The following is a 24,213-nucleotide window of genomic DNA, read 5'->3' on the forward strand; positions in this document are numbered from 1 at the left end:
CAGAACCCACGTAGGAGCTGCCGAAGGCTGCGATCTTTTGATCTTCGCCCTTTAAACAGCAAGATCAAAAGATCGCAGCCTTCGGCAGCTCCTACAGGGGAGTTTTGCCAGGCATGAAAATGGGGGGATTTTGTGGGGCATAAAAAACCGGGCGGCTTTTAAGGCCGCCCGGTATTGGTGAAGCGGTTATAAATGGGTTTCGGCGTATTCGGCCAGAATCGAACGAGGCACCCCTTGCAGGGTGATGTGTACACCGTTGGGGAAATCCTTGAAGCGTTCGGTCAGGTACGTAAGTCCCGAGCTGGTCGCGGACAGGTAAGGGGTGTCGATCTGTGCCAGGTTGCCCAGGCACACCACTTTGGAACCGGCGCCGGCACGGGTGATGATGGTTTTCATCTGGTGCGGCGTGAGGTTCTGGCATTCATCGATCAAGATCAGGCTCTGCTGGAAGCTCCGGCCCCGAATGTAGTTGAGGGATTTGAACTGCAACGGCACTTTGCTGAGGATGTAGTCGACGCTGCCATGGGTGTTTTCGTCATCCATGTGCAAGGCTTCGAGGTTGTCGGTGATGGCGCCCAGCCAAGGCTCCATTTTTTCCGCTTCGGTGCCGGGCAGGAATCCGATCTCCTGGTCCAGGCCCTGCACGCTGCGGGTGGCGATGATCCGGCGATAGCGTTTGCTGACCATGGTCTGCTCGATCGCTGCGGCCAGGGCCAGGATGGTTTTACCGGAACCGGCCGCGCCGGACAGGTTGACCAGATGGATATCCGGATCGAGCAAGGCGTACAGCGCCAGGCTTTGATAGATGTCACGCGGTTTCAGGCCCCAGGCCTCCTGGTGCAACAGGGGTTCCTGATGCAGGTCGAGAATCAGCAGCCGGTCTTCTTCGATCTCCTTGATCCAGCCGACAAAGCCCTGTTCGTCGATGATGAACTCATTGATGTGCACCGCCGGCAGGTTGTCGATCAGCTTCACCTGGTGCCAGGTGCGTCCATGATCCTGACGGGTCTCGACCTTGCTCACCAGGTCCCAGAAGGAGCCGGTCATGTTGTGGTAGCCGTTGGGCAGCAGCGATACGTCGTCAACCAGTTGATCGGTGCTGTAGTCCTCGGCCGCAATCCCGCAGGCCCGGGCCTTGAGGCGCATGTTGATGTCTTTGGTGACCAGCACAACGGGCAGCTTGGGTTCGCGCGCGTGCAAGTCAATCAACTGGTTGATGATGATGTTGTCGTTCAGGTGCTCGGGCAGAATGATATTCGGCTCAGCGCGCTTGCTCATCAGAATTGACAGCAAACCCTTGGGCCCACTCTTGCCGCGCTGGATCGGTACACCGAGTTCGACGTCTTCGGGGCTGGCCTCGCCCAGGGTCTTGTCGATCAGGCGAATGGCCTGACGGCATTCGGCCGCAACGCTGTGATGCCCGCTCTTGAGCTTGTCCAGCTCTTCAAGCACGGTCATCGGGATTGCAACGTGGTGTTCTTCGAAGTTAAGCAGGGCGTTTGGATCGTGAATCAGTACGTTGGTATCGAGTACATAAAGGATTGGCTGGTTGGAGGAAGAACTACGTCCGTGATCATCCATACTCGGTCACCTTTGTGGGAGCCAGTCGACGCAATACCGTGACAGTGCTGCGCCTCGAAGTGGCCACCGAATTCACCTGCGAGGATTCAAGTGAACTGCAAACAAGTAGGGTCTTGGAAGACGCCACCTGTGTTGCAGGTTTCGGCGGTCTATCTTCGTAATACTCCAAAACCTGTGACAGGAAAAAGCACTTTGACGTTTTTTTGAAGTTTATTTTTCAGAGTGACGAATAGCCCTTGGCGTGCAGGCATTGTGCCGTTAAAGTCGGAAGTCCGCCTGCATCGAAATTCTCTCAAAAATCACCCCGCCCGGCCCTCTGCCCCAATGTTTGCGGGCCTTTTCAGTTTTCAGCGAAACGCACCCTGACAGTCTTCCCAACCGATCCCGCTTTGCGCCGTTTGCGTGATGAGCCAGGGCATCGACGTTTTCACTGCATCCTGCTTCACGTTGAAATTGATCACGCCATGGCGCCACAGCAACATCAGCGTCAGCACCCGCTGGGCACTCTGGCTGCCCTTGAGCTTGCCGGCACCGTCCTGGGGATCGATGTCCCACAGCGCCACCTGCAACCCCTGCGACTCGAAGAAGCCCTGCGCATCGGAGCGACGCTGGCCATCGGGCGGACGAAACAGCGGCACGTAATTCTCCGGCAGTTTGTTTTTCACCAGTTCGACACTGCGCCTCACCGAGTCCTGCCAGTCTTGCCAATGGCTATGGGAACGGAACTCCCAGCCCTGCACGCCAATGCATTGCTGTGAATACAGCGCTTGCAGGCCAGACACCGAACGCTCGGCCAAACGGGCCTGAATGTCCTTGCCGAGGACGAAGAAGGTGCCGTTCATGCTCGACTTGCGCAGGTACTCGGTCGCCCAGGCCGTGTTGTCCGGGATGGCGTTGGCCGCGCTGTCGAAGGTCAGCAAAAACAACCGGTCATGCATCTCGTCGCCGTTGCGCTCATAGTCGCCAAAACGATCGATTTCACTGCTGGTTTGCGGGAACAGCGCGGCCTTGCGCATTTGCTCGTCCAGGTACTGGGCATGGAACAGTCGGCTCGGCTCGGCCCACTTGGTGTAATAGCTGTCATCGCTGACCTGGAACTTGGCAGCTTGCTCGCGCAGGGTCGGCAGGTCCTCGACCAGGAAACAGAACGATGCATCCTGATCACAACTCTGCTGGGCGAAGTTGTAGTTGGCCAGCAGACGCTGCCACATACGTTCACGCAGGCTGTTGACCGAGTCCAGATTGATCGTGCGCAGGGCCAGGCGCTGGGCCAGGCCGGCCTCATCCAGGGATTCGCTGGCCAGCAGGACACGGGCGAACATGAGGATTTCGGCGCGGGACGCAACGTCGAACAAGGTCGGGCTGGTGAGTTGTTCTGGCCAGGTGCTGCGATCAAGGGTCGCCACATCGCCCGGCGCCGCCATGGCACCAAAGCTCAATAGCCAGGCCGAGAATAAAAAAACGATACGCAATGGGATGTCTCCATAACAAAACCCGCGCGGCACTATATCGCGGGAAGATCAAAAGATCGCAGCCTCGCTTCGCTCGACAGCTCCTACAAAGTCCGATTTCACTCCATTCTCACGCCAACCCGGTCCCGTAGGAGCTGCCGAGCGAAGCGAGGCTGCGATCTTGTTCCATGACACCACCGATCACCTATGACACCCATAGCTGGAGTCAACAAGAACAACCCCCTAGAATCACCCCCACGATTAAAGGAGACGACTTCATGCTGATGGTGATTTCCCCCGCCAAGACCCTCGATTACGAAACACCGCCGGCCACCCAGCGCTTTACCCAGCCGCAATACCTGGACCATTCCCAGGAACTGATCCTGCAACTGCGCGACCTCACGCCGGCGCAGATCAGCGAGCTGATGCACGTCTCCGACAAGATCGGCGGGCTCAACGCCGCGCGCTTCGGCAGCTGGACCCCGGCATTTACCGCGCAAAACGCCAAGCAGGCACTGCTGGCCTTCAAGGGCGACGTGTACACCGGCCTGAACGCCCAGACCTTCAGCGAAGCCGACTTCGATTACGCCCAGCAGCATTTGCGCATGCTGTCCGGCCTGTACGGCCTGCTGCGCCCGCTGGACCTGATGATGCCCTATCGGCTGGAGATGGGTACCAAGCTGGCGAATGCCCGTGGCAAGGACCTGTACGCCTTCTGGGGCACACGGATCAGCGAATGGTTGAACGAAGCGCTGGCCGGCCAGGGCGACGACGTGCTGCTGAATCTGGCGTCCAACGAGTACTTCTCGGCGGTCAAACGCAGCGCCTTGAACGCACGCATCATTAATACCGAGTTCAAGGACCTGAAAAACGGCCAGTACAAGATCATCAGCTTCTACGCCAAGAAGGCCCGCGGGATGATGAGCCGTTTTGTCATCGAAGAGCGCATCAACGACCCGGCCGCCCTCAAGCAGTTCGATGTCCAGGGTTATCGCTACAGCGCCGAACAGTCCAAACCGGACAACCTGGTATTCCTGCGCGATCACGCGCCGGAGTAACGCACTTATTCGGCGCACGACGCTCGTCGTGCGCCACCGTCTGATCGCATAACAACCCCCTCTTTTCGCCGGATTATTGGCGTCAAAAATACAACACACCCATTCTTAAATTTTATTTCACTCGACAACCCTCGTTTTTTTCAGTAGTGGCACCAGATTTTTTTATCGGTAGTGGCACTTACCCATCTAATTCAACAACAACCCTTTATATAAAGGCCCAAATGGTAAGTGCTATCAATATGAAAGTAGTGCCATCTTTTTCAATATTTCAAGAAATTTCAGAATTCGCGATGGGCGGGCTGGAACTATGTCCAAATGCGTAGCTCATACCACCGGTAACGATTCTCACAGAGCTTGTAAGAGATAACTTACGCAGAGACGAGACTCATGCAGCAAAGTTGTCATATTAACTTTCGCCGCCGAGCCTTTTATTTGGGAAATACATAAAGGACAGGAGATATGCACCATTACTATCCCCTACAAGGCCAAGGCTGCGCCCCAATAAAAATGCTCATCTGAGTATTGAAACGCTTGATTTAACTGGCTTTTAGCCAAGCATCGAGTGCGAAAGACCTTTGCACGAACATCTTCTGAACAGGGGATGGGCGGCATTACAGGGCACACCATAATAATAAGGCCACGTTGCGCACCTCTTGAGTGCACTTATTTAGTCGCTCGAAACTTAGTCTGCCTGCACGCGGCACTGTGGCACCTGTAAGCCGCACTTTCGAGTGCACTATCACCGCTGAACACCATTAACTCCGGCCATCTAATGGCTTGATAATTACAGAGGTAAATGCGATGCGCATCAGCATATTTGGTTTGGGTTACGTCGGTGCAGTATGTGCCGGTTGCCTGTCTGCACGTGGCCATGACGTCATTGGCGTAGATGTCGCCAAAGACAAGATCGATATGATCAACGCCGGCAAATCGCCGATCGTTGAACCGGGTTTGAGCGAGCTTCTGGCCAAAGGTATCGAGACCGGCCGTCTGCGCGGTACCACCAACTTCGCAGAAGCGATTCGCGACACCGACGTGTCGATGATCTGCGTCGGTACGCCGAGCAAGAAGAATGGCGACCTGGAGCTGAACTACATCGAAGCCGTGTGCCGCGAGATCGGTTTTGTCCTGCGTGACAAGACCTCCCGCCACACCATCGTAGTTCGCAGCACCGTACTGCCAGGCACCGTGGCCAACGTAGTGATCCCGATTCTCGAAGACTGCTCTGGCAAGAAAGCAGGCGTCGATTTCGGTGTGGCGGTCAACCCTGAGTTCCTGCGTGAAAGCACTGCAATTGCCGACTACGACCTGCCACCAATGACCGTCATCGGCGAGTTCGACACCGCCAGCGGCGACGTGCTGCAAGCCCTGTACGAAGAACTCGACGCGCCGATCATCCGCAAGGACATCGCGGTTGCCGAGATGATCAAGTACACCTGCAACGTGTGGCACGCCACCAAGGTGACCTTTGCCAACGAGATCGGCAACATCGCCAAGGCTGTCGGCGTCGATGGTCGTGAAGTAATGGAAGTGGTCTGCCAGGACAAAACCCTGAACCTGTCGCAGTACTACATGCGTCCGGGCTTTGCTTTCGGCGGCTCTTGCCTGCCCAAAGACGTGCGCGCCCTGACCTTCCGCGCCAGTTCCCTGGACGTTGACGCGCCGCTGCTCAACTCGCTGATGCGCAGCAACGTGTCGCAAGTGCAGAACGCCTTCGACATCGTTTCCAGCCACGACAAACGCAAAGTCGCCCTGCTGGGCCTGAGCTTCAAGGCCGGTACCGATGACCTGCGCGAAAGCCCATTGGTGGATCTGGCGGAAATGCTGATCGGCAAGGGTTACGACCTGAGCATCTACGACAGCAACGTCGAATACGCCCGTGTCCACGGCGCGAACAAGGACTACATCGAGTCCAAGATCCCGCACGTCTCGTCCTTGCTCAACTCCGACTTCGACGAAGTGATCAACAACTGCGACGTGATCATCCTCGGCAACCGTGACGAGAAATTCCGCGCCCTGGCGCAAAAGGCTCCACACGGCAAGCAAGTGGTCGACCTGGTCGGTTTCATGTCTCAAGCCACCAGCGTCACCGATCGCACCGAAGGCATCTGCTGGTAAAGCACAAGGCTGTGCGGCGACGCGCAACAACTGTGCGAACCCGTCGTAGGAGCTGACGAGTGCAACGAGGCTGCGATCTTTCCCGGGCCACTTGAGTCCTGAGTGAACCCAAAGACAAAGATCAAAAGATCGCAGCCTTCGGCAGCTCCTACACAGGTTCACCGAGTTCCGAGTGAACCCGAAAAGATCAAAAGATCGGTGTTACCCGTGACCTTGCAAGTTTTTTGTAAGCCTGCCTTAACCCCATCGGGCCACCCCACAGGCTCGCCCGAGATAGAGACGGATGCAGATTATGCACAGGCTAAAGCACGGCCTACTTCAGGCCGCCGGTTGGCTGTTTTACCTAAGTTTATTGATGGGCATCGCCATGGCGTTGCCTGCGTCGACGTTCGACTCCGAGTCGAAGGACTTCATCTTCCTGATTGGTTTCATCGGGATCTGGCGTTACTCGATGGGTGCCACGCATTTTGTGCGCGGCATGATTTTTCTGTACATCGTCTACCCGCACCTGCGGCGCAAAGTGCGCAAGCTGGGTAAAGCGGCAGACCCGTCCCATGTGTACCTGATGGTCACCAGTTTTCGCATCGATGCACTGACCACCGCCCAGGTCTACAGCTCGGTGATTCGCGAAGCGATTGACTGCGGCCTGCCCGCCACCATGGTCTGCTCCATCGTCGAAATGTCCGATGAGCTGCTGGTGAAGAGCCTTTGGTCCCGGATGAATCCGCCGGATCGGGTCAAGCTCGACTTCGTGCGGATTCCCGGCACCGGCAAGCGCGATGGCCTGGCCTACGGTTTCCGCGCCATCTCCCGCCACCTGCCGGACGACCGCGCAGTGGTTGCAGTGATCGATGGCGACACCGTGCTCGCCCCAGGCGTCGTGCTCAAGACCGTGCCGTGGTTCCAGCTGTTCGGCAATGTCGGCGGCCTGACCACCAACGAGTTCTGCGAAGTGCGCGGCGGCTACGTCATGGCGCAATGGCACAAACTGCGGTTCGCCCAGCGCCACATCAACATGTGCTCGATGGCCCTGTCCAAGCGCGTCCTGACCATGACCGGGCGGATGTCGGTATTCCGCGCCACCGTTGTGACCGACCCGGACTTCATCGCCGACGTGGAAAGCGACTCGCTGCAACACTGGCGCCTGGGCCGCTTCAAGTTCCTGACCGGTGATGACAAGTCGAGCTGGTTCAGCCTGATGCGCCTGGGTTACGACACCTTCTACGTACCGGACGCCGCGATCCACACCGTGGAACACCCGCCGGAAAAAAGCTTCCTAAAGGCCAGCCGCAAACTGATGTTCCGCTGGTACGGCAACAACCTGCGCCAGAACTCCCGCGCCCTGGGCCTGGGGATGAAACGCCTCGGCCTGTTCACCTCGGTGGTGCTGTTTGACCAACGCGTATCGATGTGGACCTCATTGCTGGGCCTGACCGTGGCGATCATCGCCAGCTTCAAATACGGCGGCGCGTTCATCCTCGCCTACCTGCTGTGGATTGGTATCACCCGCCTGATCCTGACCTTGCTGCTGTCGTGCTCCGGCCACCGGATCGGCCCGGCCTACCCGATCATTCTTTATTACAACCAGATCGTCGGCGCGCTGGTGAAGATCTACGTGTTCTTCCGTCTCGACCAACAATCCTGGACTCGCCAGGACACCAAACTGACCCGTGATCTCGCCAGCTTTCAACGTTGGTTCAACACCTGGTCGTCTCGGACCATGACCTTCTCCGCCGGCAGCATTTTTGTCGCCGTGCTGCTGATGATGGTCTGACCGCCCCCTTATTGAATTAGCCAGGAAATAGCCCATATGAATACCGCCGTGAACACTAACGTAGTGCATGAATCCGAAGCCCAGCGCCAGCACGCCCGAGTCAAACTCCCGGCCAAGCTGCGCTTTTTCGGGACCACCGGTGCACCGCTCGAAGCGCGGGTCGAAGACCTTTCCGCCGGGGGCCTGTGCTTTAACGCCGGCACCCAGAAAGCCCTGACCGTCGGTGAAGTGCACAAGGCTCGCCTGCAATTCGTGATCGACAACCTGGGCCTGGCGATGGACGTGGAGTTGCAGATCCGCTCCTACGATCGCCAGACCGGCCGTACCGGTTGCCAGTTCCAGAACCTGGAAACCCAGGACATCTCGACCCTGCGCCACCTGATCACCTCGCACCTGGCCGGCGACATCGTCAGCATGGGTGAAGTGCTGGCAACGCTGCAGCGTGACAACTTCACCAAGGCGCGCAAGGTCAAGGATGGCGGCCACGGCATGACCCCGTTCGGTCGTCTGCGAGCCGTGACTTTCAGCTTCGCGATCTTCCTCGTCGGCCTCGCCGCTTTCGGTTTCATCTTCAAGTCGGTGTACGGCATGTACTTCGTCAGCCACGCCCAGGCCGGCATCGTCAGCGTCCCGGGCATGAACATCACCATGCCGCGCGACGGCACTGTGCAGAGCCTGATCAAAGCCGACGGCGTGGCCGCCAAAGGCGCACCGCTGGCAACGTTCAGCACCAGCATGCTCGATGTACTCAAGGGCCATCTGGACGAAGAGCAGTTGCAACCGGCCAAGGTTGAAGAACTGTTCGGCAAGCAAATGACCGGCACCCTGACTTCGCCGTGCGATTGCACCGTGGCCCAGCAACTGGTCGCCGACGGTCAGTACGCCAGCAAGGGCGATGTGATCTTCAACCTGGTGCCGCGCAACAGCGAAGCCAACGTTGATGCGCGCTTCTCCTATCGCCAGTTCGGCGATGTGCGTCCAGGAGCCCCGGTAACCTTCCAGGTCGCCGGCGAAGACAAGACCCGCACCGGCAAGATCGTCAGCAGCACCAGCCTGAAAAGCGCCGACCTGTCCTCCGACATCCGCGTACAGATCAAGCCTGACGAGCCGCTGGACACCACCCTCGCCGGTCGCCCGGTGGAAGTGAACAGCGATCGTGGCCCGAACCTGAACTGGCTGATCGACAAAGCCATGGCCGCCGGTCTTTAAGTCGAGGACATGCCTGTGACCATCCAAAAAATCCTGAACACACCGCAGTCCCTGTGGGAGCGGGCTTGCTCGCGAAAGGGTCAACTCGGTTTGTCTGATACACCGCAGCGCCTGCTTCGCGAGCAAGCCCGCTCCCACATGGGCTCACTCTGTGCCGTAGCATTGGCCGTGAGCCTGGTCGGTTGCGCCGGCCTGCCCGACCAACGCCTGGCCAACGAAGCCCTCAAGCGCGGCGACACCGCGCTGGCACAGCAGAATTACCAGCAACTGGCGGCCATGGGTTACACCGAAGCCCAGGTCGGGCTCGCGGATATTCAGGTCGACAGCCGTGACCCGGTCCAAATGAAACTGGCCGAGGCGACTTACCGCGCCGCGGCCGACACCTCGCCCCGCGCCCAGGCTCGTCTGGGTCGTCTGCTGGTGGCCAAGCCCGGCTCGACCGAAGCCGAACAGCACGAAGCCGAAGGCCTGTTGAAAAAAGCCTCGGCCAATGGCGAAGGCAACACCCTGATCCCGCTGGCAATGTTGTACCTGCAATATCCCCACAGTTTCCCGAACATCAACGCCCAGCAGCAAATCAGCCAATGGCGCGCCGAAGGCAAACCGGAAGCGGGCCTGGCCCAAGTGCTGCTCTATCGCACCCAAGGCACTTACGACCAGCACCTGGATGAAGTCGAATCCATCTGCAAAGCCGCGCTGAACACCACCGATGTCTGCTACGTCGAACTGGCCACGGTTTATCAGAAAAAAGCCGAGCCAGAAAAACAAGCCGAGCTGATCAAGCAGATGCAAGCCGCTCATGCGCGTGGCACGGTTTCCGCTCAGCGAGTGGACAGCGTAGCCCGCGTACTGGGTGATGCGACCCTCGGCAAGACCGACGAGAAAACCGCGCAGTCGCTGCTCGAAGGCATCGCTCCTGGCTACCCCGCGTCGTGGGTCAGCCTGGCGCAGTTGCTCTACGACTTCCCGGAGCTCGGTGACATCGACACGATGATGAAGTACCTGGACAACGGTCGCGCGGCGGATCAACCCCGCGCAGAACTGTTGCTGGGCAAGCTCTACTACGAAGGCAAATGGGTGCCGGCGGACGCCAAGGTCGCCGAAGAACACTTCCAGAAAGCCGTCGGCCGCGAAGTCGCCGCCGATTACTACCTCGGCCAGATTTACCGTCGTGGATACCTGGGCAAAGTCTATTCGCAGAAGGCCCTGGATCACCTGCTGACCGCTGCGCGCAACGGCCAGAACAGCGCCGATTTCGCCATCGCCCAACTGTTTTCCCAAGGCAAGGGCACTAAGCCCAACCCGCTCAACGCTTACGTCTTCAGTCAGTTGGCCAAGGCTCAGGACACCCCGCAAGCCAATGAGCTTGCGACAACATTAGAAGCCCAACTGCCGCCTGCCCAGCTCGCCGAGGCCCAACGCCTGTTGAAACAAGAACAGGCCGTTCGCGGTGCCTCGAGCCAGAACAAGCTGGATTTGCATGCCCTGCAAGAAGAAGACGGCGAGGAATCCCTATGAAGTTGAATCCATTTGTACAGGCCGGCATTGGCCTGACATTCGCCCTGCTGTGGTCGTGTCCGACCCTGGCAGCCATGACCGAAGCCAAGAACTACGGCCTGGAAGTGAAGATCACCGGCCAGTCCGAAGATGACGCCGACCTCGGCACCGCGCCCGGCGGCGACGTCAATGGCATCGGCCTCGACCTGCGTCCATGGGTCTACGGTGAACGCGGTGCTTGGAGCGCCTACGCCATGGGTCAAGCCGTGACGTCCACCGACATCATCGAAACCGACACCCTGCAACAGGCCGACGACGTCAACCAGACCAGCAACAGCGGTGATCGCACGTCGAAGAAAAACTACCTGGCCATGCGCGAGTTCTGGGTCGGCTACAGCGGCCTCACGCCTTACCCCGGCGAGATGCTCAAGTTCGGTCGCCAACGCCTGCGCAATGACGACGGCCAATGGCGCGACACCAACATCGAAGCCCTGAACTGGACCTTCGACACCACCCTGTTGCGCGCCAACGCCGGTGTCGCCGAACGCTTCAGCGAATACCGCACCGACTTGAAAGAGCTGGCACCAAAAGACAAGGATCGCCTGCACACCTACGCCGATGCGGCGTACCAGTGGACGCCGGGCAACTGGGTCGGCATTCGCGGTCATCACACCCACGATGACGGCAAGCTCGACTACCCGGAACCGGGCGTAGCCGGCGACTCGCTGGACAAGAAACAGAACGGCGACCTCACCTGGCTTGGCCTCACCGCCGACAGCGACGCCTACAACTGGCGCAACACCAATACGGTTAATTACTGGGGCAGCATCACCGGCATGAGCGGCGACACCGACACGGTCAACGCACTCAACGCACTCAACGCCGATGGCACCCGCCCGGCCGAAGCCAAGCGTGGTGAAGACCTCAATGGCTGGGCCACCGATATCGGCGTGCGCCTGCGCCTCGATCCGCAATGGCAAGTCGGTGCAGCGTATGCCCGCGCCAGCGCCGATTACGAACAGAACGGCCTGGAAAGCAACCGCTCGAACTACACCGGTACTCGCTCGCGGGTTCACCGTTTCGGCGAAGCCTTCCGTGGCGAAATGAACAACATGCAAACCGCAACCCTGTTCGGTTCGTGGATGCTCAACGACGAATACGACGCCAGCCTGATCTACCACAAGTTCTGGCGCGTGGACGGCAACAAACCGGTGGGCAGCAACGGCATCAACGCCGTCCAGAACAACACCGACGACGCCACCGGCGCGATCCTCTCCAGCACCTCGCTGCCCTTGGAAGATGGCAACAAAGACCTCGGTCAGGAAATGGACCTGGTGGTCACCAAGTACTTCAAGCAAGGGCTGTTGCCCGCCGCTTTGAGCCAGTCGATCGATGAGCCTTCGGCCCTGGTGCGTTTCCGTGGCGGCGTGTTCAAGCCCGGCGATGCCTATGGCAAACAAGTTGATTCGTACATGCACCGCGCGTTCATCGACGTGATCTGGCGCTTCTGATGCGAACCGCGAAGGGAGTCCCCGACATGACCCATCCGAAGAGAGGCTCGATCACCTTGCTGGCCGGCGCGATGTTGCTGGCCAGCTCGGTGGCCTTCGCCAATGCGGAACCGGCTGCGCCTGTGCAAAAAGGCCAACCGGCGACCCTGGCCAAGGGCTTGCAGCAAGCCAAGACCTACACCGTCAGCAGCGCACCGACCGCGCCGCTGGACCTGGCCGCACCGAAACTGCCAGACCTGTCCGGCTACACCGCGGAGGCCATTGCCGCAAAAATCGTCCGCACCAAACCGGGCAAGATCAGCGTGCGCCGGATGATGCAGGAAGACGCCTTGAAGGACTTCATCGGCGGCGACAACAAGATGGCCGAGTGGGTGGTGCGTCAGCACGGCATCCCGCAGGCGATCTTCGTCGACGACGGTTACATGAACCTCAAGGACCTGGCCAAGAAAGAGCCGAAGTATTTCAGCGAAACCTCGCCGGGTGTGTTCCTGGCGAAGTTGCCGATCGTGGTCGGCCGCAAAGGAATCCTCGAAATCGATAAACAAACCCAGGAATTGCGCCTGTCCCAAGAGGCTGGTTCGTTTCTGGTCAACGACGGCCAGTTGTTTGTGCGTGACACCAAAATCACTGGGTGGAGCGAGAAAAACAACGGCCCGGCGGCCTTCCGCGATCCGAAGGAATTCCGTCCGTTCCTGCTGTCCTGGGGCGGCACCGAGACCTACATCGTCAACAGCAAGATCGCCAGTTTCGGCTACGCCAACAGTAAGTCCTACGGCGTGAGTATTTCCCAATACACGCCGAACATGGCCAAAGTGCTCAAGCGTCCTGAACCGACAGGCTGGATCGTCGGCTCCGAGTTCTCGGACATGTGGTACGGCTTCTACTGTTACGAAACCCGCGACTTCGTGGTCAAGGGCAACACCTACAAAGACAACATCGTCTACGGCATTGACCCGCATGACCGTTCCCACGGTTTGATCATTGCCGACAACACCGTTCACGGGACCAAGAAGAAGCACGGGATCATTATTTCCCGTGAGGTCAACGACAGCTTCATCTTCAACAACCGCAGCTACGACAACCACCTCTCGGGGCTGGTGATCGACCGTAACAGCGTGAACAACCTGATCGCCTACAACGAGATCTACAAGAACCACACCGACGGCATCACCCTCTACGAGAGTGGCGACAACCTGTTGTGGGGCAACAAGGTGATCAGCAACAAGCGCCACGGCATCCGGATTCGTAACAGCGTGAATATTCGCCTCTACGAAAACCTTGCCCTGGCCAACGGCCTGACCGGCGTCTACGGCCACATCAAGGACCTGAGCGACACCGACCGGGACATCAAGCTCGACCCGTTCGACGCCCAGGTGTCGCTGATCGTGGTCGGTGGCGAACTGGCCGGTAACGGCAGCGGACCGCTGGCCATCGACTCGCCGCTAAGCGTCGAGTTGTATCGCGTGTCCATGCTCGCGCCGACCAAATCCAGCGGCATCAGCTTCAACGGGATTCTTGGCGACCGTCAGGATGAAATTCTCGACCTGCTGGTGCGCCAGCAGAAAGCCGTGCTGATCGACCCTGTCGAACGCCAGACCGAAATGCGGGACTGAGGATAATTTTATGCACCCACACTTGATCAAATTACTCAGCCTGTCGGCCCTGACCGCCGGCATTCTTGCGGCCAGCGCCGGTGCCCGTGCCGACGATGGCGCCGCCAGCGCAACGGCGCCGAAGTTCACCGCCGACCCGTGCTGCAACCTGTGCCCGGAAGCCCACGACGCGAAGAACTACACCACCCGGTATCAGCAGAATTTCACCACGCTGGTACAGGCCCAGGGTGACTGGTTGTTCCGTACGCAAGAAGACTTGCGCACCGAGTTCGACACCTCCCCCGCCGGCTACAAACGCATGAAAGAACTGCACGACGCGTTCAAGAGCAAAGGTGTGGAACTGGTGGTCGTCTACCAGCCAACCCGTGGTTTGGTGAATCGCAACAAGCTCAACCCGCAAGACAAGGCCAAGTACGATTTCGACAAGGCCCTGAAGAATTACAAGACCATGCTCGGCCGTTTCGCCGCCATGGGCTACACCGTGCCGGACCTGTCGCCGCTGACCAACGAAACGCTGCCCGACACCCTGCCGGCCCACGACTTCTACTTCCGCGGTGACCAACACTGGACGCCGTATGGCGCCCAGCGCACGGCGAAAATCGTCGGTGAGCAAATCAAGAAAATGCCGGCCTTCGCCGACGTGCCCAAGCGCGAATTCGAGAGCCATAAGTCGGGTCGCATGGGTAAGACCGGAACATTGCACAACATGGCCGGTCAACTCTGTGGCACGAGCTACGCGATCCAGTACATGGATCAGTTCACCACGGAGCCCAAGGGCGAAGCGGCCGATGGCGATCTGTTCGGTGACTCCGGCAACCCGCAGATCACCCTGGTCGGCACCAGCCACAGTGGCAAGAACTACAACTTCGCCGGTTTCCTCGAAGAGGCCATCGGTGCCGACATCCTCAACGTGGCGTTCCCTGGCGGTGGCCTGGAAGGTTCGATGCTGCAGTACCTGGGCAGCGAAGAGTTCCAGAAAAAACCACCGAAGATTCTGATCTGGGAATTCTCGCCGCTCTATCGCCTCGACCAGGAAACCATCTACCGCCAGATGATGGCGCTGCTGGACAACGGTTGCGAAGGCAAGGAAACACAGATGACCGGCAGCACCACATTGAAGCCGGGCAAAAACGAATTGATGGTCAACAGCAAGAACCTGAACCTGCTGAACGGCGGTCATCAGGTCGACATCCAGTTCGCCGACGCGTCGGTGAAAGTCCTGCACGCCACCCTCTGGTACATGAACGGTCGCCACGAGGACATCAAAATCGAAAAACCGGAAACCTCCGACACTGACGGGCGTTTCGCCTTTGAGTTACGCACCGACGAAGACTGGGCCTCGCAGAATTTGCTGGCCGTCGAAGTCGAAGGCCCTGAAGCGGGTGCCGCGCCACAAAAAGTCGAAGCGAAAATCTGCAAACGCAACGTGTTCCCTGGCGCTGAGCAACACACCGCTCAAGCCGGACAATGAGGCTACCTCTTATGACATGCATGCAAACCCGAACGCTGAAAAAGTTACTCGCCCCTTCCCTGCTGACGCTGGCGATGTTCGCCGGCGCCACCCAGGCCGCCGCGCCACTGCGCCCGCCACAGGGTTACTTCGCGCCGATTGAAAAAATGAAGACCGGCGGCGACAGCGAAGGCTGCGATGCAATGCCGGCGCCGTATACCGGCCCGCTGCAATTTCGCAGCAAATACGAAGGCTCCGACAAGGCCCGTTCGACCCTGAACGTGCAGTCGGAAAAAGCCTTCCGCGACACCACGTCCGACATCACCAAACTGGAACGCGGCACCAGCAAGCGCGTGATGCAGTTCATGCGTGACGGTCGTCCGGAACAACTCGAGTGCACGCTCAACTGGCTGACGGCCTGGGCCAAGGCGGATGCGTTGATGTCCAAGGACTTCAACCACACCGGCAAGTCGATGCGTAAATGGGCGTTGGGCAGCATGGCGTCTTCGTACATTCGCCTTAAGTTCTCCGACTCGCATCCGTTGGCGAACCACCAGCAAGAGTCGCAGTTGATCGAAGCCTGGTTCAGCAAAATGGCCGACCAGGTCGTCAGCGATTGGGACAACCTGCCCCTCGACAAAACCAACAATCACTCGTACTGGTCCGCCTGGTCGGTGATGGCAACGTCCATCGCCACCAACCGCCGCGACCTGTTCGACTGGTCGGTGAAGGAATACAAAGTCGGCGCCAATCAGGTCGACGCCGATGGCTTCCTGCCGAACGAACTCAAGCGCCAGCAACGCGCCCTCTCCTATCACAACTACGCCCTGCCGCCGCTGTCGATGATCGCCAGTTTTGCCTTGGTCAACGGGGTGGATTTGCGTCAGGAAAACAACAGCGCGCTTAAACGCCTGGGTGATCGTGTGCTTTCCGGTGTGAAAGATCCGCAAGAGTTCGAGAAAAAGAACGGCAAGGAACAGGACATGAAAGACCTCAAGGTCGACTCGAAATTCGCCTGGCTCGAACCGTTCTGCACGCTCTACACCTGCGCGCCGGATGTGCTGGCGCAGAAGCACAAGATGCAGCCGTTCAAGACGTTTCGTTTGGGTGGGGATTTGACCAAGGTCTACGACCCGGCCAACGAGAAAGGTAACAAAGGCTCCTAGAGCCAAACACAAAACCCTGTAGGAGCAAGGTTTGCCCGCGATGGCAGTAACGCGGTACAGCAGATGAACCGAGTCATCGTTCATCGCGGGCAAGCCTTGCTCCTACAGGGAATCGCGTGTGATGTGCCCCCCGGTTTGCGGTGGGGGGTTTGGGGGGGCCGTTGGCCCTTGACTGTTGGTTAAACATGGAGAGATCGGGATGGTATTTTCGTCCAATGTGTTCCTGTTTTTGTTCTTGCCGATCTTTCTCGGTTTGTACTACTTGAGCGGGATTCGCTATCGCAACCTGCTACTGCTGGTCGCCAGCTACGTGTTCTATGCCTGGTGGCGCGTGGACTTCCTCGCGCTGTTCGCCGCCGTCACGCTGTGGAACTACTGGATCGGCCTCAAAGTCGGTGCCGCGGGCGTGCGGACCAAACCGGCCCAGCGCTGGTTGCTGCTGGGCGTGGCCGTCGACCTGTGCATTCTCGGCTACTTCAAGTACGCCAACTTCGGCGTCGACAGCATCAACGCGATGATGACCTCGGTCGGCCTGTCGCCGTTCATCCTGACCCACGTGCTGTTGCCGATCGGTATCTCGTTCTACATCTTCGAGTCCATCAGCTACATCATCGACGTCTACCGCGGTGATACCCCGGCGACCCGTAACCTGATCGACTTCGCGGCGTTCGTGGCGATTTTCCCGCACTTGATTGCCGGCCCGGTGTTGCGTTTCCGCGACCTCGCCGACCAGTTCAACAACCGCACCCACACCCTCGACAAGTTTTCCGAAGGCTGCACGCGGTTCATGCAGGGTTTCATCAAGAAGGTCTTCATCGCCGACACCCTCGCGGTGGTGGCCGACCATTGCTTCGCCTTGCAAGCCCCGACCACGGGTGATGCCTGGCTCGGCGCCCTGGCCTACACCGCGCAACTGTATTTCGACTTCTCCGGCTACAGCGACATGGCCATCGGCCTGGGCTTGATGATGGGTTTCCGCTTCATGGAAAACTTCAAGCAGCCGTACATCAGCCAGTCGATCACCGAGTTCTGGCGGCGCTGGCACATCAGCCTGTCCACCTGGCTGCGTGACTACCTGTACATCACCCTCGGCGGTAACCGTAAAGGGACGTTGATGACTTATCGCAACCTGTTCCTGACCATGCTCCTCGGTGGTCTGTGGCACGGCGCGAACATCACCTACATCGTCTGGGGTGCGTGGCACGGCATGTGGCTGGCAATCGAAAAGGCCCTGGGCCTGAACACCTCGCCGCGCAGCATCAACCCGATCCGTTGGGCGCTGACCTTCCTGCTGGTGGTGATGGGCTGGGTGATCTTCCGTTCGGAAAACCTGCACGTTGCCGCTCGCATGTACGGCGCGATGTTCAGCTTCGGCGAATGGTCACTGTCGGAACTCAACCAGGCCAGCCTCACCGGCCTGCAAGTGGCGACGCTGATCGTGGCCTATATGACCCTGGCGTTCTTCGGCATTCGTGACTTCTACACCAACCGTCCGCCGGAAAAAACCAAGCCTGCCGTGAACGTCGAGACCGATGGCCCGGCAAGCGCAACCCCTGGAATGATCAAAGCCGTACCGGGCGACAACCCGGCCAGCATCCACGAACCGGGCTACACCGTCGGCGTTGAAGCCACCGTGCAACCGGCTTACTGGACCGCTGACTGGTCGCGCTACGTGATGCGCACGCTGGTACTGGTGTTGTTCATCGCCTCGATTTTCAAACTCTCGGCGCAAAGCTTCTCGCCGTTCCTTTACTTCCAGTTCTGAGGGATCTGACCATGACCCGCTCATTACGCATCCTCTACATCGCCCTGTTCCTGCTGACGCTGTTCGCCTTGGGCGTTTGGTCGACGCGCAGTTTCTTCGGTTTCAACACCAGTGCCGAAACCACGGTGCTCAACGGTCGCTGGACCAAAGCCGTAGAGACGCACTATGACGCCGAGTTCCCGATCAAGCGCCTGGGCACCAACCTCTGGGCGGCGCTGGATTTCAAACTGTTCAACGAAGGCCGTCCGGGCGTGGTGCTCGGTCGCGATCAATGGTTGTACAGCGATGAAGAATTCAATCCGATCGTCAATGAAGAGCTGAACCTGCAAGGCAACTACGCGCTGGTCGAAGGCGTACGCCAAACCTTGAAAGCCAAAGGCGTGAAACTGGTGATGGCGATTGTCCCGGCCAAGGTTCGCCTGTACCCGGAACACCTGGGTGAAGTGAAACCGGCGAGCATCCACGCCAACCTCTACCAGGACTTCCATGCACGTGTGGCGGCCGACAAGATCCTCGCCCCCGACCTTCTCGGCCCGTTTCAACAAGCCAAGCAAAGCGGTCAGCAAGTGTTCCTGCGCACCGACACTCACTGGACCCCGGAAGGCGCGCAAATCGCCGCCGAGCAACTGGCCAGGACCATCGCCACGAAAACTCCGCTCAGTGGTCAGCCGCAGAACTTCGTCACCGAAGCGGCGGAGAAAGTCACCCACAAGGGCGACCTGCGACTGTTCCTGCCGCTGGATCCGCTGTTTGAAAACCTGATGCCGGCGACCGAGCCGCTGCAGAAGCGCAACACCGTGGCGGCTGACGATCAGCCGGCCGGTGATGACGCCCTGTTCGCCAACAACGAAGTGCCGGTGGCCCTGATCGGCACCAGCTACAGCGCCAACCCGAACTGGAACTTCGTCGGGGCGCTGAAACAAGCGCTGCACAGCGACGTGGTCAATTACTCCGAAGACGGTCATGGCCCGATCCTGCCGATGCTCACCTACCTGGAAAGTGATGCTTTCAAGAACAGCCCGCCACAGGTGCTGATCTGGGAGTTTCCTGAACGTTATCTGCCTGTGAACAACGAAATCGGTGACGCCGACCCGCAGTGGGTCGCAGCGCTTAAAGAAGCCGGCGTTCGCCAACAAAACGTAGCTGTAACCACTAAATCCGAGACGCCCGACCGGGCGCAAAACTGAAAGAGAGGTACACCCATGACTTTCACTACTACGTATCAAAGTCTCGCCAAGACCTTTGCTCTCGTCGCGGGCATGAGCGTGTTGTCGATGTCTGCCTTTGCTGGCGACGCCGCACTCTACGGCCCGACCGCGCCGAAAGGTTCGACCTTCGTGCGGATCTACAACGCCGGTAACGCTGAAGTCAGTGCCACCGTCGGCACCACCGCGCTGAGCGATGTGGCGCCACTGGCCAGCACTGATTTCAGCTTCATGCCGGGCGGCGACTACAGCGCCAAAGTCGGCAGCCAGAGCCTGCCGGTGAAACTCGCCGGCGACCACTATTACACCCTGGTCAACAACGCCAGCGGCGCGCCACAACTGATCGAAGAGCCGCCGTTCAAGAACAAGCAGAAATCCCTGGTTCGCGTGCAGAACCTGAGCGACAAGGCCCTGACCCTGAAAACCGCCGACGGCAAGACTGAAGTGATTCCGTCGGTCGCAGCCAAGGGCCGTGGCGAGCGTGAAATCAACCCGGTCAAAGTCAGCCTGGCCCTGTACGACGGCGCGACCAAAGTGGGCGACGTAAAACCGGTGGCCCTGGAACGCGGTGAAGCGGCCGTGCTGTACGTCACCGGCAGCGGCAGCAGCCTGTCGCCAGTCTGGGTAAAACGCCCGGTTTCGACGCGCTAAAGATTTTCGGAGGGTCAACACCGCCCCACGGGACCGACCTTGAAACACGGTCCCCGTAGGAGCTGCCGCAGGCTGCGATCTTTTGGCGTCCTCAATGACGCCGAAGATCAAAAGATCGCAGCCTTCGGCAGCTCCTACACGGGCAGCGTCGACCTTCTGATGCGGAATAAGAACAAGAGTGAAACGACAGAACGCAGTAGCTCTAACCAATCGATTTTAAGGAGTAACAACATGATTCCGGTAATCTTGTCAGGTGGTAGCGGCTCACGTCTTTGGCCGCTTTCGCGTAAACAGTTCCCCAAACAGTTCCTGGCCTTGACCGGCGAGCACACACTGTTCCAGCAAACCCTGGAACGCCTGGTGTTCGAGGGCATGGACACCCCGATCGTGGTCTGCAACAAGGACCACCGCTTCATCGTCAACGAGCAACTGAGCGCCCGTAAGCTGCAAGTGCAGCGCATCCTGATGGAACCGTTCGGTCGCAACACCGCACCGGCGGTAGCCCTGACCGCGATGATGCTGGTCAATGAAGGTCGCGACGAGTTGATGCTGGTGCTGCCGGCCGACCACGTGCTGGAAGACCAGAAAGCCCTGCAACGCGCGTTGGCCCTGGCCACCGTCGCTGCCGAAAACGGCGAAATGGTGCTGTTCGGCGTACCGGCCACCAAACCGGAAACCGGTTACGGCTACATCAAGTCGACCAATGATTCGCTGCTGCCCGAAGGCGTCAGCCGCGTGTCGCATTTTGTTGAAAAACCCGACGTCAAACGCGCCACCGAATACGTTGAGTCCGGCGGTTATTTCTGGAACAGCGGCATGTTCCTGTTCCGCGCCAGCCGCTTCCTCGAAGAGCTGAAAAAGCATGACCCGGACATCTACGACACCTGCCTGTTGACGCTTGAGCGCAGTGAGCAAGATGCCGACACCATCACCTTTGACGAAGCCACCTTCGCCTGTTGCCCGGACAACTCCATCGACTATGCGGTGATGGAAAAAACCCAGCGCGCCTGCGTCGTGCCGCTGACAGCCGGCTGGAGTGATGTCGGTTGCTGGGCGTCGCTGTGGGAAGTGAATGAAAAAGACGCCAACGGCAACGTCTCCAAAGGCGACGTGGTTATCCAGGACAGCCGAAACTGCATGATCCACGGCAACGGCAAACTGGTGTCGGTGATCGGCCTGGAAAACATCGTGGTCGTCGAAACCAAGGACGCCATGATGATCGCCCACAAGGACTCGGTCCAAGGCGTGAAGCAAATGGTCAACACCCTCAACGAGCAGGGCCGCAGCGAAACCCAGAACCACTGCGAAGTCTATCGTCCGTGGGGTTCCTACGACTCGGTGGACATGGGCGGGCGCTTCCAGGTCAAGCACATCTCGGTCAAGCCGGGCGCGTGCCTGTCGCTGCAAATGCACCACCACCGTGCCGAACACTGGATCGTGGTCAGCGGTACCGCGGAAGTGACCTGCGACGAAAACGTGTTCCTGCTCTGTGAGAACCAGTCGACCTACATTCCGATTGCTTCGGTCCACCGTCTGCGCAACCCGGGCAAGATTCCACTCGAGATCATCGAAGTGCAATCGGGCAGCTATTTGGGCGAAGACGATATCGAGCGGTTTGAAGATATCTACGGTCGCTCCACCCCGATCGAACGCGGCGTGTCGGTGAAAACCATCGCGCAGTGATTGACCTGTAAACAGCAAGCCCCCGTCCAGCCCGCTGCGTTCCCTATCCGCAGCGGGTTGGGCGGAGGCTTTTTCATGGGCACGCCATTTCGCCAAAGGATGATGTCTAGCGCCTGCTGAACCGATTTTGTAACCATGTACCTACGCCGCGATCGAGCGCCTGGAACAAAATCCGACCTGATCCGATGTCGCGGATTTTATGCCTGCTGAAGTCATTCGCCAGTGTCAAGCCCACAACCGTCACCTGGCTATCCGGGCCCGGCTGTGGCAATTGCACTGAATGGATGTCTGTGACACGCAGCTGCGTCCGCGGTTTTATCAGGACGTGATCGGGGAGAAAATCAGTCGATGCCATTTTTTCGGTATCTGCTCATCGAAACCCAGTAGGACACGCTGTTGACCTTTCCGGGCATCGGGCCTCAGGTCATCGACGGCGTTACCGGGTGCTACCCTCGTCGACACGTAACCTGGGTCGGTCACGATGTTGCCCACCTTGATCAGTCGGCCAAAAACGCCTGAATCTACCCTCATGGCCCGATAGGTCTCGCCTTGATAAGGACTGAGGAGGATTACTTCGTCTTCAAACCTCTGCACAATCCCTTTGGTTTTGCCGTCCGATGTTTCAAAACCGCGCAAGTGGCAATTAATTTGATCCGAGCGCCCGTTACCTACTTCGGCGTACTCACACAGCCCCGCCAGGTTTTGCCTGCGCTCTGCCAGGGACTCGATTCTTGCGGCGCATTGTTCGCGTTGCTGATCATTCAGGACCCGCAGTTGACCATCGCTCGGGCGGTTGAGCACCTCGATCAACTGAGCGGCGACTGAGGATACTGGCGGGGCTCGATCCCCCTGCCAATTGATGCTCCCGCCCCGAGCCGTGTGGTTGATTGCATTGATATGAGCAAAATTATGCACCGCCATTCCTCCTCTACTTCAAACGATTCCGGAGTCCTACCTTCTTCGTGTGTAGCGTCAGCTGACGCTCAAAATTCGCGCATTACCATCCACAAATCGTTACCGTATCAATCAACCACCCACGCAGATAATGCTCGGTAGTTGGTTCGAGCTATCCAATGGAGACTCTCAAGCATGTTTATCGGCATCCTGCTGGTCATCACCTGGCTGATCCTGTTGCTGCGCTACCCGGCCAAAGCCTTGCCTGTCTCCGTGGCAGCCGCCATCGGCCTGGGCCTGGTCGCCACGTGGGTGATCTGGCTGGACAACCGCGAGGTCAAGCAACTGGCGCGCCTTGAGTTGCGCATCAGTTATGCCCCGGACCAGTGCCCGGCGGATCGCCCGTTGCAACTGAAAATGAACAACGGCAACGACGTGCCGCTGACCGAACTGCGCTGGCGCATCGCCGCCTACGCACCGGGCGACACGGTCAACCTGGCCGACAATCAATACGCCGCCCCGCGCTATCGCGGCCCCGGCGAATTGCAGGCCGGCGCCAATTGGGAAGACTGCTTGCCGCTGCCGCCGCTGCGCCCCGGCTACCGCCCGCAAACGCTGGAGTTTCGCGCAGAGCGTTTGCAGGGTAGTTTCTCCGACTGATCCCCTTTCTTCTCATTGCACAAGGACCGCGCCATGCCTGTTGTGTTGATTACCGGTTGTTCCAGCGGCATTGGCCGCGCCCTGGCTGATGTGTTCAAAGCGGCCGGTTACACAGTCTGGGCCAGCGCCCGCAAGGCTGAAGACGTGGCCGTCCTGGAAGCGTCCGGCTTTACCGCCGTGCAACTGGACGTCAACGATGGCCCGGCGCTCGAAGCGTTGAGCGAGCGGATCAACCAGCAACACGGCGGCCTCGACGTGCTGATCAACAATGCGGGTTACGGCGCCATGGGGCCGTTGCTCGACGGCGGCGTGCCGGCCATGCAGCGCCAGTTTGAAACCAACGTGTTTGCCATCGTCGGCGTGACCCGTGCGCTGTTCCCGGTGTTGCGCCGGGCCAAAGGCTTGGTGGTGAACATCGGCAGTGTGTCCGGGGTTCTGGTCACACCGTTCGCCGGTGCTTATTGCGCTTCGAAAGCGGCGGTGCATGCCTTGAGCGATGCGCTGCGCATGGAGCTCGCCCCATTCGGCATCCGCGTGATGGAAGTCCAGCCCGGCGCCATCGCGACCAGTTTCGCCAGGCATGCCGGCCATGAAGCCGAACAATTGATCACCGAACAATCGCCATGGTGGCCGCTGCGTGAAGGCATTCGTGCGCGGGCCAAGGCCTCGCAAGACAACCCGACCCCGGCCACTGAATTTGCAGCGGGGCTGCTCAAGGCTGTGCAACAAAGCAAACCGCCGCGACTGGTGCGGTTGGGCAATGGCAGCCGGGCGCTGCCGTTGCTGGCGGGGTTGTTGCCCAAAGGGTTGCTGGAGTCGGGGTTGATGAAGCGGTTCGGGTTGCGTGGGCAGCTCTGAGACCGAGTTGACATACCTCGCACCGTAGGAGCTGCCGAAGGCTGCGATCTTTTGATCTTGCCTTGGCGG

Annotated in this window: 18 protein-coding genes; 15 read left to right on the plus strand and 3 right to left on the minus strand. The window is 59.1% G+C overall.

Annotated features, from left to right (window positions below; genetic code table 11):
- Positions 1–186: 186 nt before the first annotated feature.
- Positions 187–1,581 (minus strand): PhoH family protein, encoded by a 1,395-nt coding sequence (locus JFV26_RS23200; protein ID WP_201195671.1) that lies wholly within the window; start codon positions 1,579–1,581, stop codon positions 187–189.
- 347 nt (positions 1,582–1,928) lie between these two features.
- Positions 1,929–3,053 (minus strand): polysaccharide deacetylase family protein, encoded by a 1,125-nt coding sequence (locus tag JFV26_RS23205; RefSeq protein WP_201195672.1) that lies wholly within the window; start codon positions 3,051–3,053, stop codon positions 1,929–1,931.
- Between the two features lie 257 nt (positions 3,054–3,310).
- Between JFV26_RS23205 and yaaA the strand changes: the two genes are divergently transcribed.
- The 13 genes from yaaA to JFV26_RS23270 all read left to right on the plus strand — a co-directional run bounded on the left by yaaA (position 3,311) and on the right by JFV26_RS23270 (position 21,732).
- The gene (gene yaaA / locus JFV26_RS23210) at positions 3,311–4,090 is read left to right on the plus strand and encodes a peroxide stress protein YaaA (protein ID WP_201195674.1); all 780 of its coding nucleotides are present in this window, start codon (positions 3,311–3,313) and stop codon (positions 4,088–4,090) included.
- Between the two features lie 801 nt (positions 4,091–4,891).
- Positions 4,892–6,208, plus strand: coding sequence for a nucleotide sugar dehydrogenase (locus tag JFV26_RS23215; protein ID WP_201195675.1), 1,317 nt, complete (start codon positions 4,892–4,894; stop codon positions 6,206–6,208).
- 292 nt (positions 6,209–6,500) lie between these two features.
- A complete protein-coding gene (alg8, locus tag JFV26_RS23220) occupies positions 6,501–7,982 on the plus strand; it encodes a mannuronan synthase (RefSeq protein WP_446739941.1) in 1,482 nt (493 codons plus the stop codon).
- A gap of 36 nt (positions 7,983–8,018) precedes the next feature.
- Entirely contained in the window at positions 8,019–9,191 is a 1,173-nt protein-coding gene (locus JFV26_RS23225) for an alginate biosynthesis protein Alg44 (RefSeq protein ID WP_201195677.1), read from the plus strand.
- 15 nt (positions 9,192–9,206) lie between these two features.
- Positions 9,207–10,709, plus strand: coding sequence for an alginate biosynthesis TPR repeat lipoprotein AlgK (gene algK, locus JFV26_RS23230; RefSeq protein WP_201195679.1), 1,503 nt, complete (start codon positions 9,207–9,209; stop codon positions 10,707–10,709).
- Positions 10,706–12,199 (plus strand): alginate export family protein, encoded by a 1,494-nt coding sequence (locus JFV26_RS23235; RefSeq protein ID WP_201195681.1) that lies wholly within the window; start codon positions 10,706–10,708, stop codon positions 12,197–12,199. The genes algK and JFV26_RS23235 overlap by 4 nt, the downstream gene beginning before the upstream one ends.
- 26 nt (positions 12,200–12,225) lie before the next feature.
- Complete coding sequence (algG, locus tag JFV26_RS23240; RefSeq protein WP_201195683.1) at positions 12,226–13,812, plus strand: mannuronan 5-epimerase AlgG; 1,587 nt, start codon at positions 12,226–12,228, stop codon at positions 13,810–13,812.
- A 10-nt stretch (positions 13,813–13,822) separates the two neighbouring features.
- Entirely contained in the window at positions 13,823–15,283 is a 1,461-nt protein-coding gene (locus JFV26_RS23245) for an alginate O-acetyltransferase (RefSeq protein WP_201195684.1), read from the plus strand.
- A 20-nt stretch (positions 15,284–15,303) separates the two neighbouring features.
- Complete coding sequence (locus JFV26_RS23250; RefSeq protein WP_201195894.1) at positions 15,304–16,428, plus strand: mannuronate-specific alginate lyase; 1,125 nt, start codon at positions 15,304–15,306, stop codon at positions 16,426–16,428.
- 199 nt (positions 16,429–16,627) lie between these two features.
- Positions 16,628–18,193: an MBOAT family O-acyltransferase gene (locus JFV26_RS23255; RefSeq protein ID WP_201195686.1), complete on the plus strand. Its 1,566-nt coding sequence runs from the start codon at positions 16,628–16,630 to the stop codon at positions 18,191–18,193.
- 11 nt (positions 18,194–18,204) lie between these two features.
- Positions 18,205–19,380 (plus strand): alginate O-acetyltransferase, encoded by a 1,176-nt coding sequence (locus JFV26_RS23260; protein WP_201195688.1) that lies wholly within the window; start codon positions 18,205–18,207, stop codon positions 19,378–19,380.
- Positions 19,381–19,395: 15 nt separating this feature from the next.
- Positions 19,396–20,049 carry an alginate O-acetyltransferase AlgF gene (locus JFV26_RS23265; RefSeq protein WP_201195689.1) on the plus strand — a complete coding sequence of 218 codons (654 nt, stop codon included), beginning with the start codon at positions 19,396–19,398 and terminating at the stop codon, positions 20,047–20,049.
- Positions 20,050–20,280: 231 nt separating this feature from the next.
- Complete coding sequence (locus JFV26_RS23270) at positions 20,281–21,732, plus strand: mannose-1-phosphate guanylyltransferase/mannose-6-phosphate isomerase (RefSeq protein WP_201195690.1); 1,452 nt, start codon at positions 20,281–20,283, stop codon at positions 21,730–21,732.
- Positions 21,733–22,050: 318 nt separating this feature from the next.
- On the opposite strand, the gene JFV26_RS23275 is transcribed toward JFV26_RS23270, so the two are convergent.
- Positions 22,051–22,653 carry a hypothetical protein gene (locus JFV26_RS23275; protein ID WP_201195691.1) on the minus strand — a complete coding sequence of 201 codons (603 nt, stop codon included), beginning with the start codon at positions 22,651–22,653 and terminating at the stop codon, positions 22,051–22,053.
- Positions 22,654–22,821: 168 nt separating this feature from the next.
- Between JFV26_RS23275 and JFV26_RS23280 the strand changes: the two genes are divergently transcribed.
- Positions 22,822–23,286 (plus strand): multidrug transporter, encoded by a 465-nt coding sequence (locus tag JFV26_RS23280; RefSeq protein WP_201195692.1) that lies wholly within the window; start codon positions 22,822–22,824, stop codon positions 23,284–23,286.
- A 33-nt stretch (positions 23,287–23,319) separates the two neighbouring features.
- Positions 23,320–24,144: an SDR family oxidoreductase gene (locus JFV26_RS23285; RefSeq protein ID WP_201195693.1), complete on the plus strand. Its 825-nt coding sequence runs from the start codon at positions 23,320–23,322 to the stop codon at positions 24,142–24,144.
- The last annotated feature ends 69 nt before the right edge of the window (positions 24,145–24,213 follow it).

This window comes from Pseudomonas sp. TH31, from assembly GCF_016650815.1.
GTDB lineage: Bacteria > Pseudomonadota > Gammaproteobacteria > Pseudomonadales > Pseudomonadaceae > Aquipseudomonas.

What these genes read in the sequence shown, in the direction of transcription:
- JFV26_RS23200 (WP_201195671.1), bottom strand. Translation starts at nt 1,581, where the DNA reads ATGGATGATCACGGACGTAGTTCTTCCTCCAACCAGCCAATCCTTTAT.
- yaaA (WP_201195674.1), top strand. Translation starts at nt 3,311, where the DNA reads ATGCTGATGGTGATTTCCCCCGCCAAGACCCTCGATTACGAAACACCG.
- JFV26_RS23215 (WP_201195675.1), top strand. Translation starts at nt 4,892, where the DNA reads ATGCGCATCAGCATATTTGGTTTGGGTTACGTCGGTGCAGTATGTGCC.
- alg8 (WP_446739941.1), top strand. Translation starts at nt 6,501, where the DNA reads ATGCACAGGCTAAAGCACGGCCTACTTCAGGCCGCCGGTTGGCTGTTT.
- JFV26_RS23225 (WP_201195677.1), top strand. Translation starts at nt 8,019, where the DNA reads ATGAATACCGCCGTGAACACTAACGTAGTGCATGAATCCGAAGCCCAG.
- JFV26_RS23235 (WP_201195681.1), top strand. Translation starts at nt 10,706, where the DNA reads ATGAAGTTGAATCCATTTGTACAGGCCGGCATTGGCCTGACATTCGCC.
- algG (WP_201195683.1), top strand. Translation starts at nt 12,226, where the DNA reads ATGACCCATCCGAAGAGAGGCTCGATCACCTTGCTGGCCGGCGCGATG.
- JFV26_RS23245 (WP_201195684.1), top strand. Translation starts at nt 13,823, where the DNA reads ATGCACCCACACTTGATCAAATTACTCAGCCTGTCGGCCCTGACCGCC.
- JFV26_RS23250 (WP_201195894.1), top strand. Translation starts at nt 15,304, where the DNA reads ATGCAAACCCGAACGCTGAAAAAGTTACTCGCCCCTTCCCTGCTGACG.
- JFV26_RS23255 (WP_201195686.1), top strand. Translation starts at nt 16,628, where the DNA reads ATGGTATTTTCGTCCAATGTGTTCCTGTTTTTGTTCTTGCCGATCTTT.
- JFV26_RS23260 (WP_201195688.1), top strand. Translation starts at nt 18,205, where the DNA reads ATGACCCGCTCATTACGCATCCTCTACATCGCCCTGTTCCTGCTGACG.
- JFV26_RS23265 (WP_201195689.1), top strand. Translation starts at nt 19,396, where the DNA reads ATGACTTTCACTACTACGTATCAAAGTCTCGCCAAGACCTTTGCTCTC.
- JFV26_RS23270 (WP_201195690.1), top strand. Translation starts at nt 20,281, where the DNA reads ATGATTCCGGTAATCTTGTCAGGTGGTAGCGGCTCACGTCTTTGGCCG.
- JFV26_RS23275 (WP_201195691.1), bottom strand. Translation starts at nt 22,653, where the DNA reads ATGGCGGTGCATAATTTTGCTCATATCAATGCAATCAACCACACGGCT.
- JFV26_RS23280 (WP_201195692.1), top strand. Translation starts at nt 22,822, where the DNA reads ATGTTTATCGGCATCCTGCTGGTCATCACCTGGCTGATCCTGTTGCTG.
- JFV26_RS23285 (WP_201195693.1), top strand. Translation starts at nt 23,320, where the DNA reads ATGCCTGTTGTGTTGATTACCGGTTGTTCCAGCGGCATTGGCCGCGCC.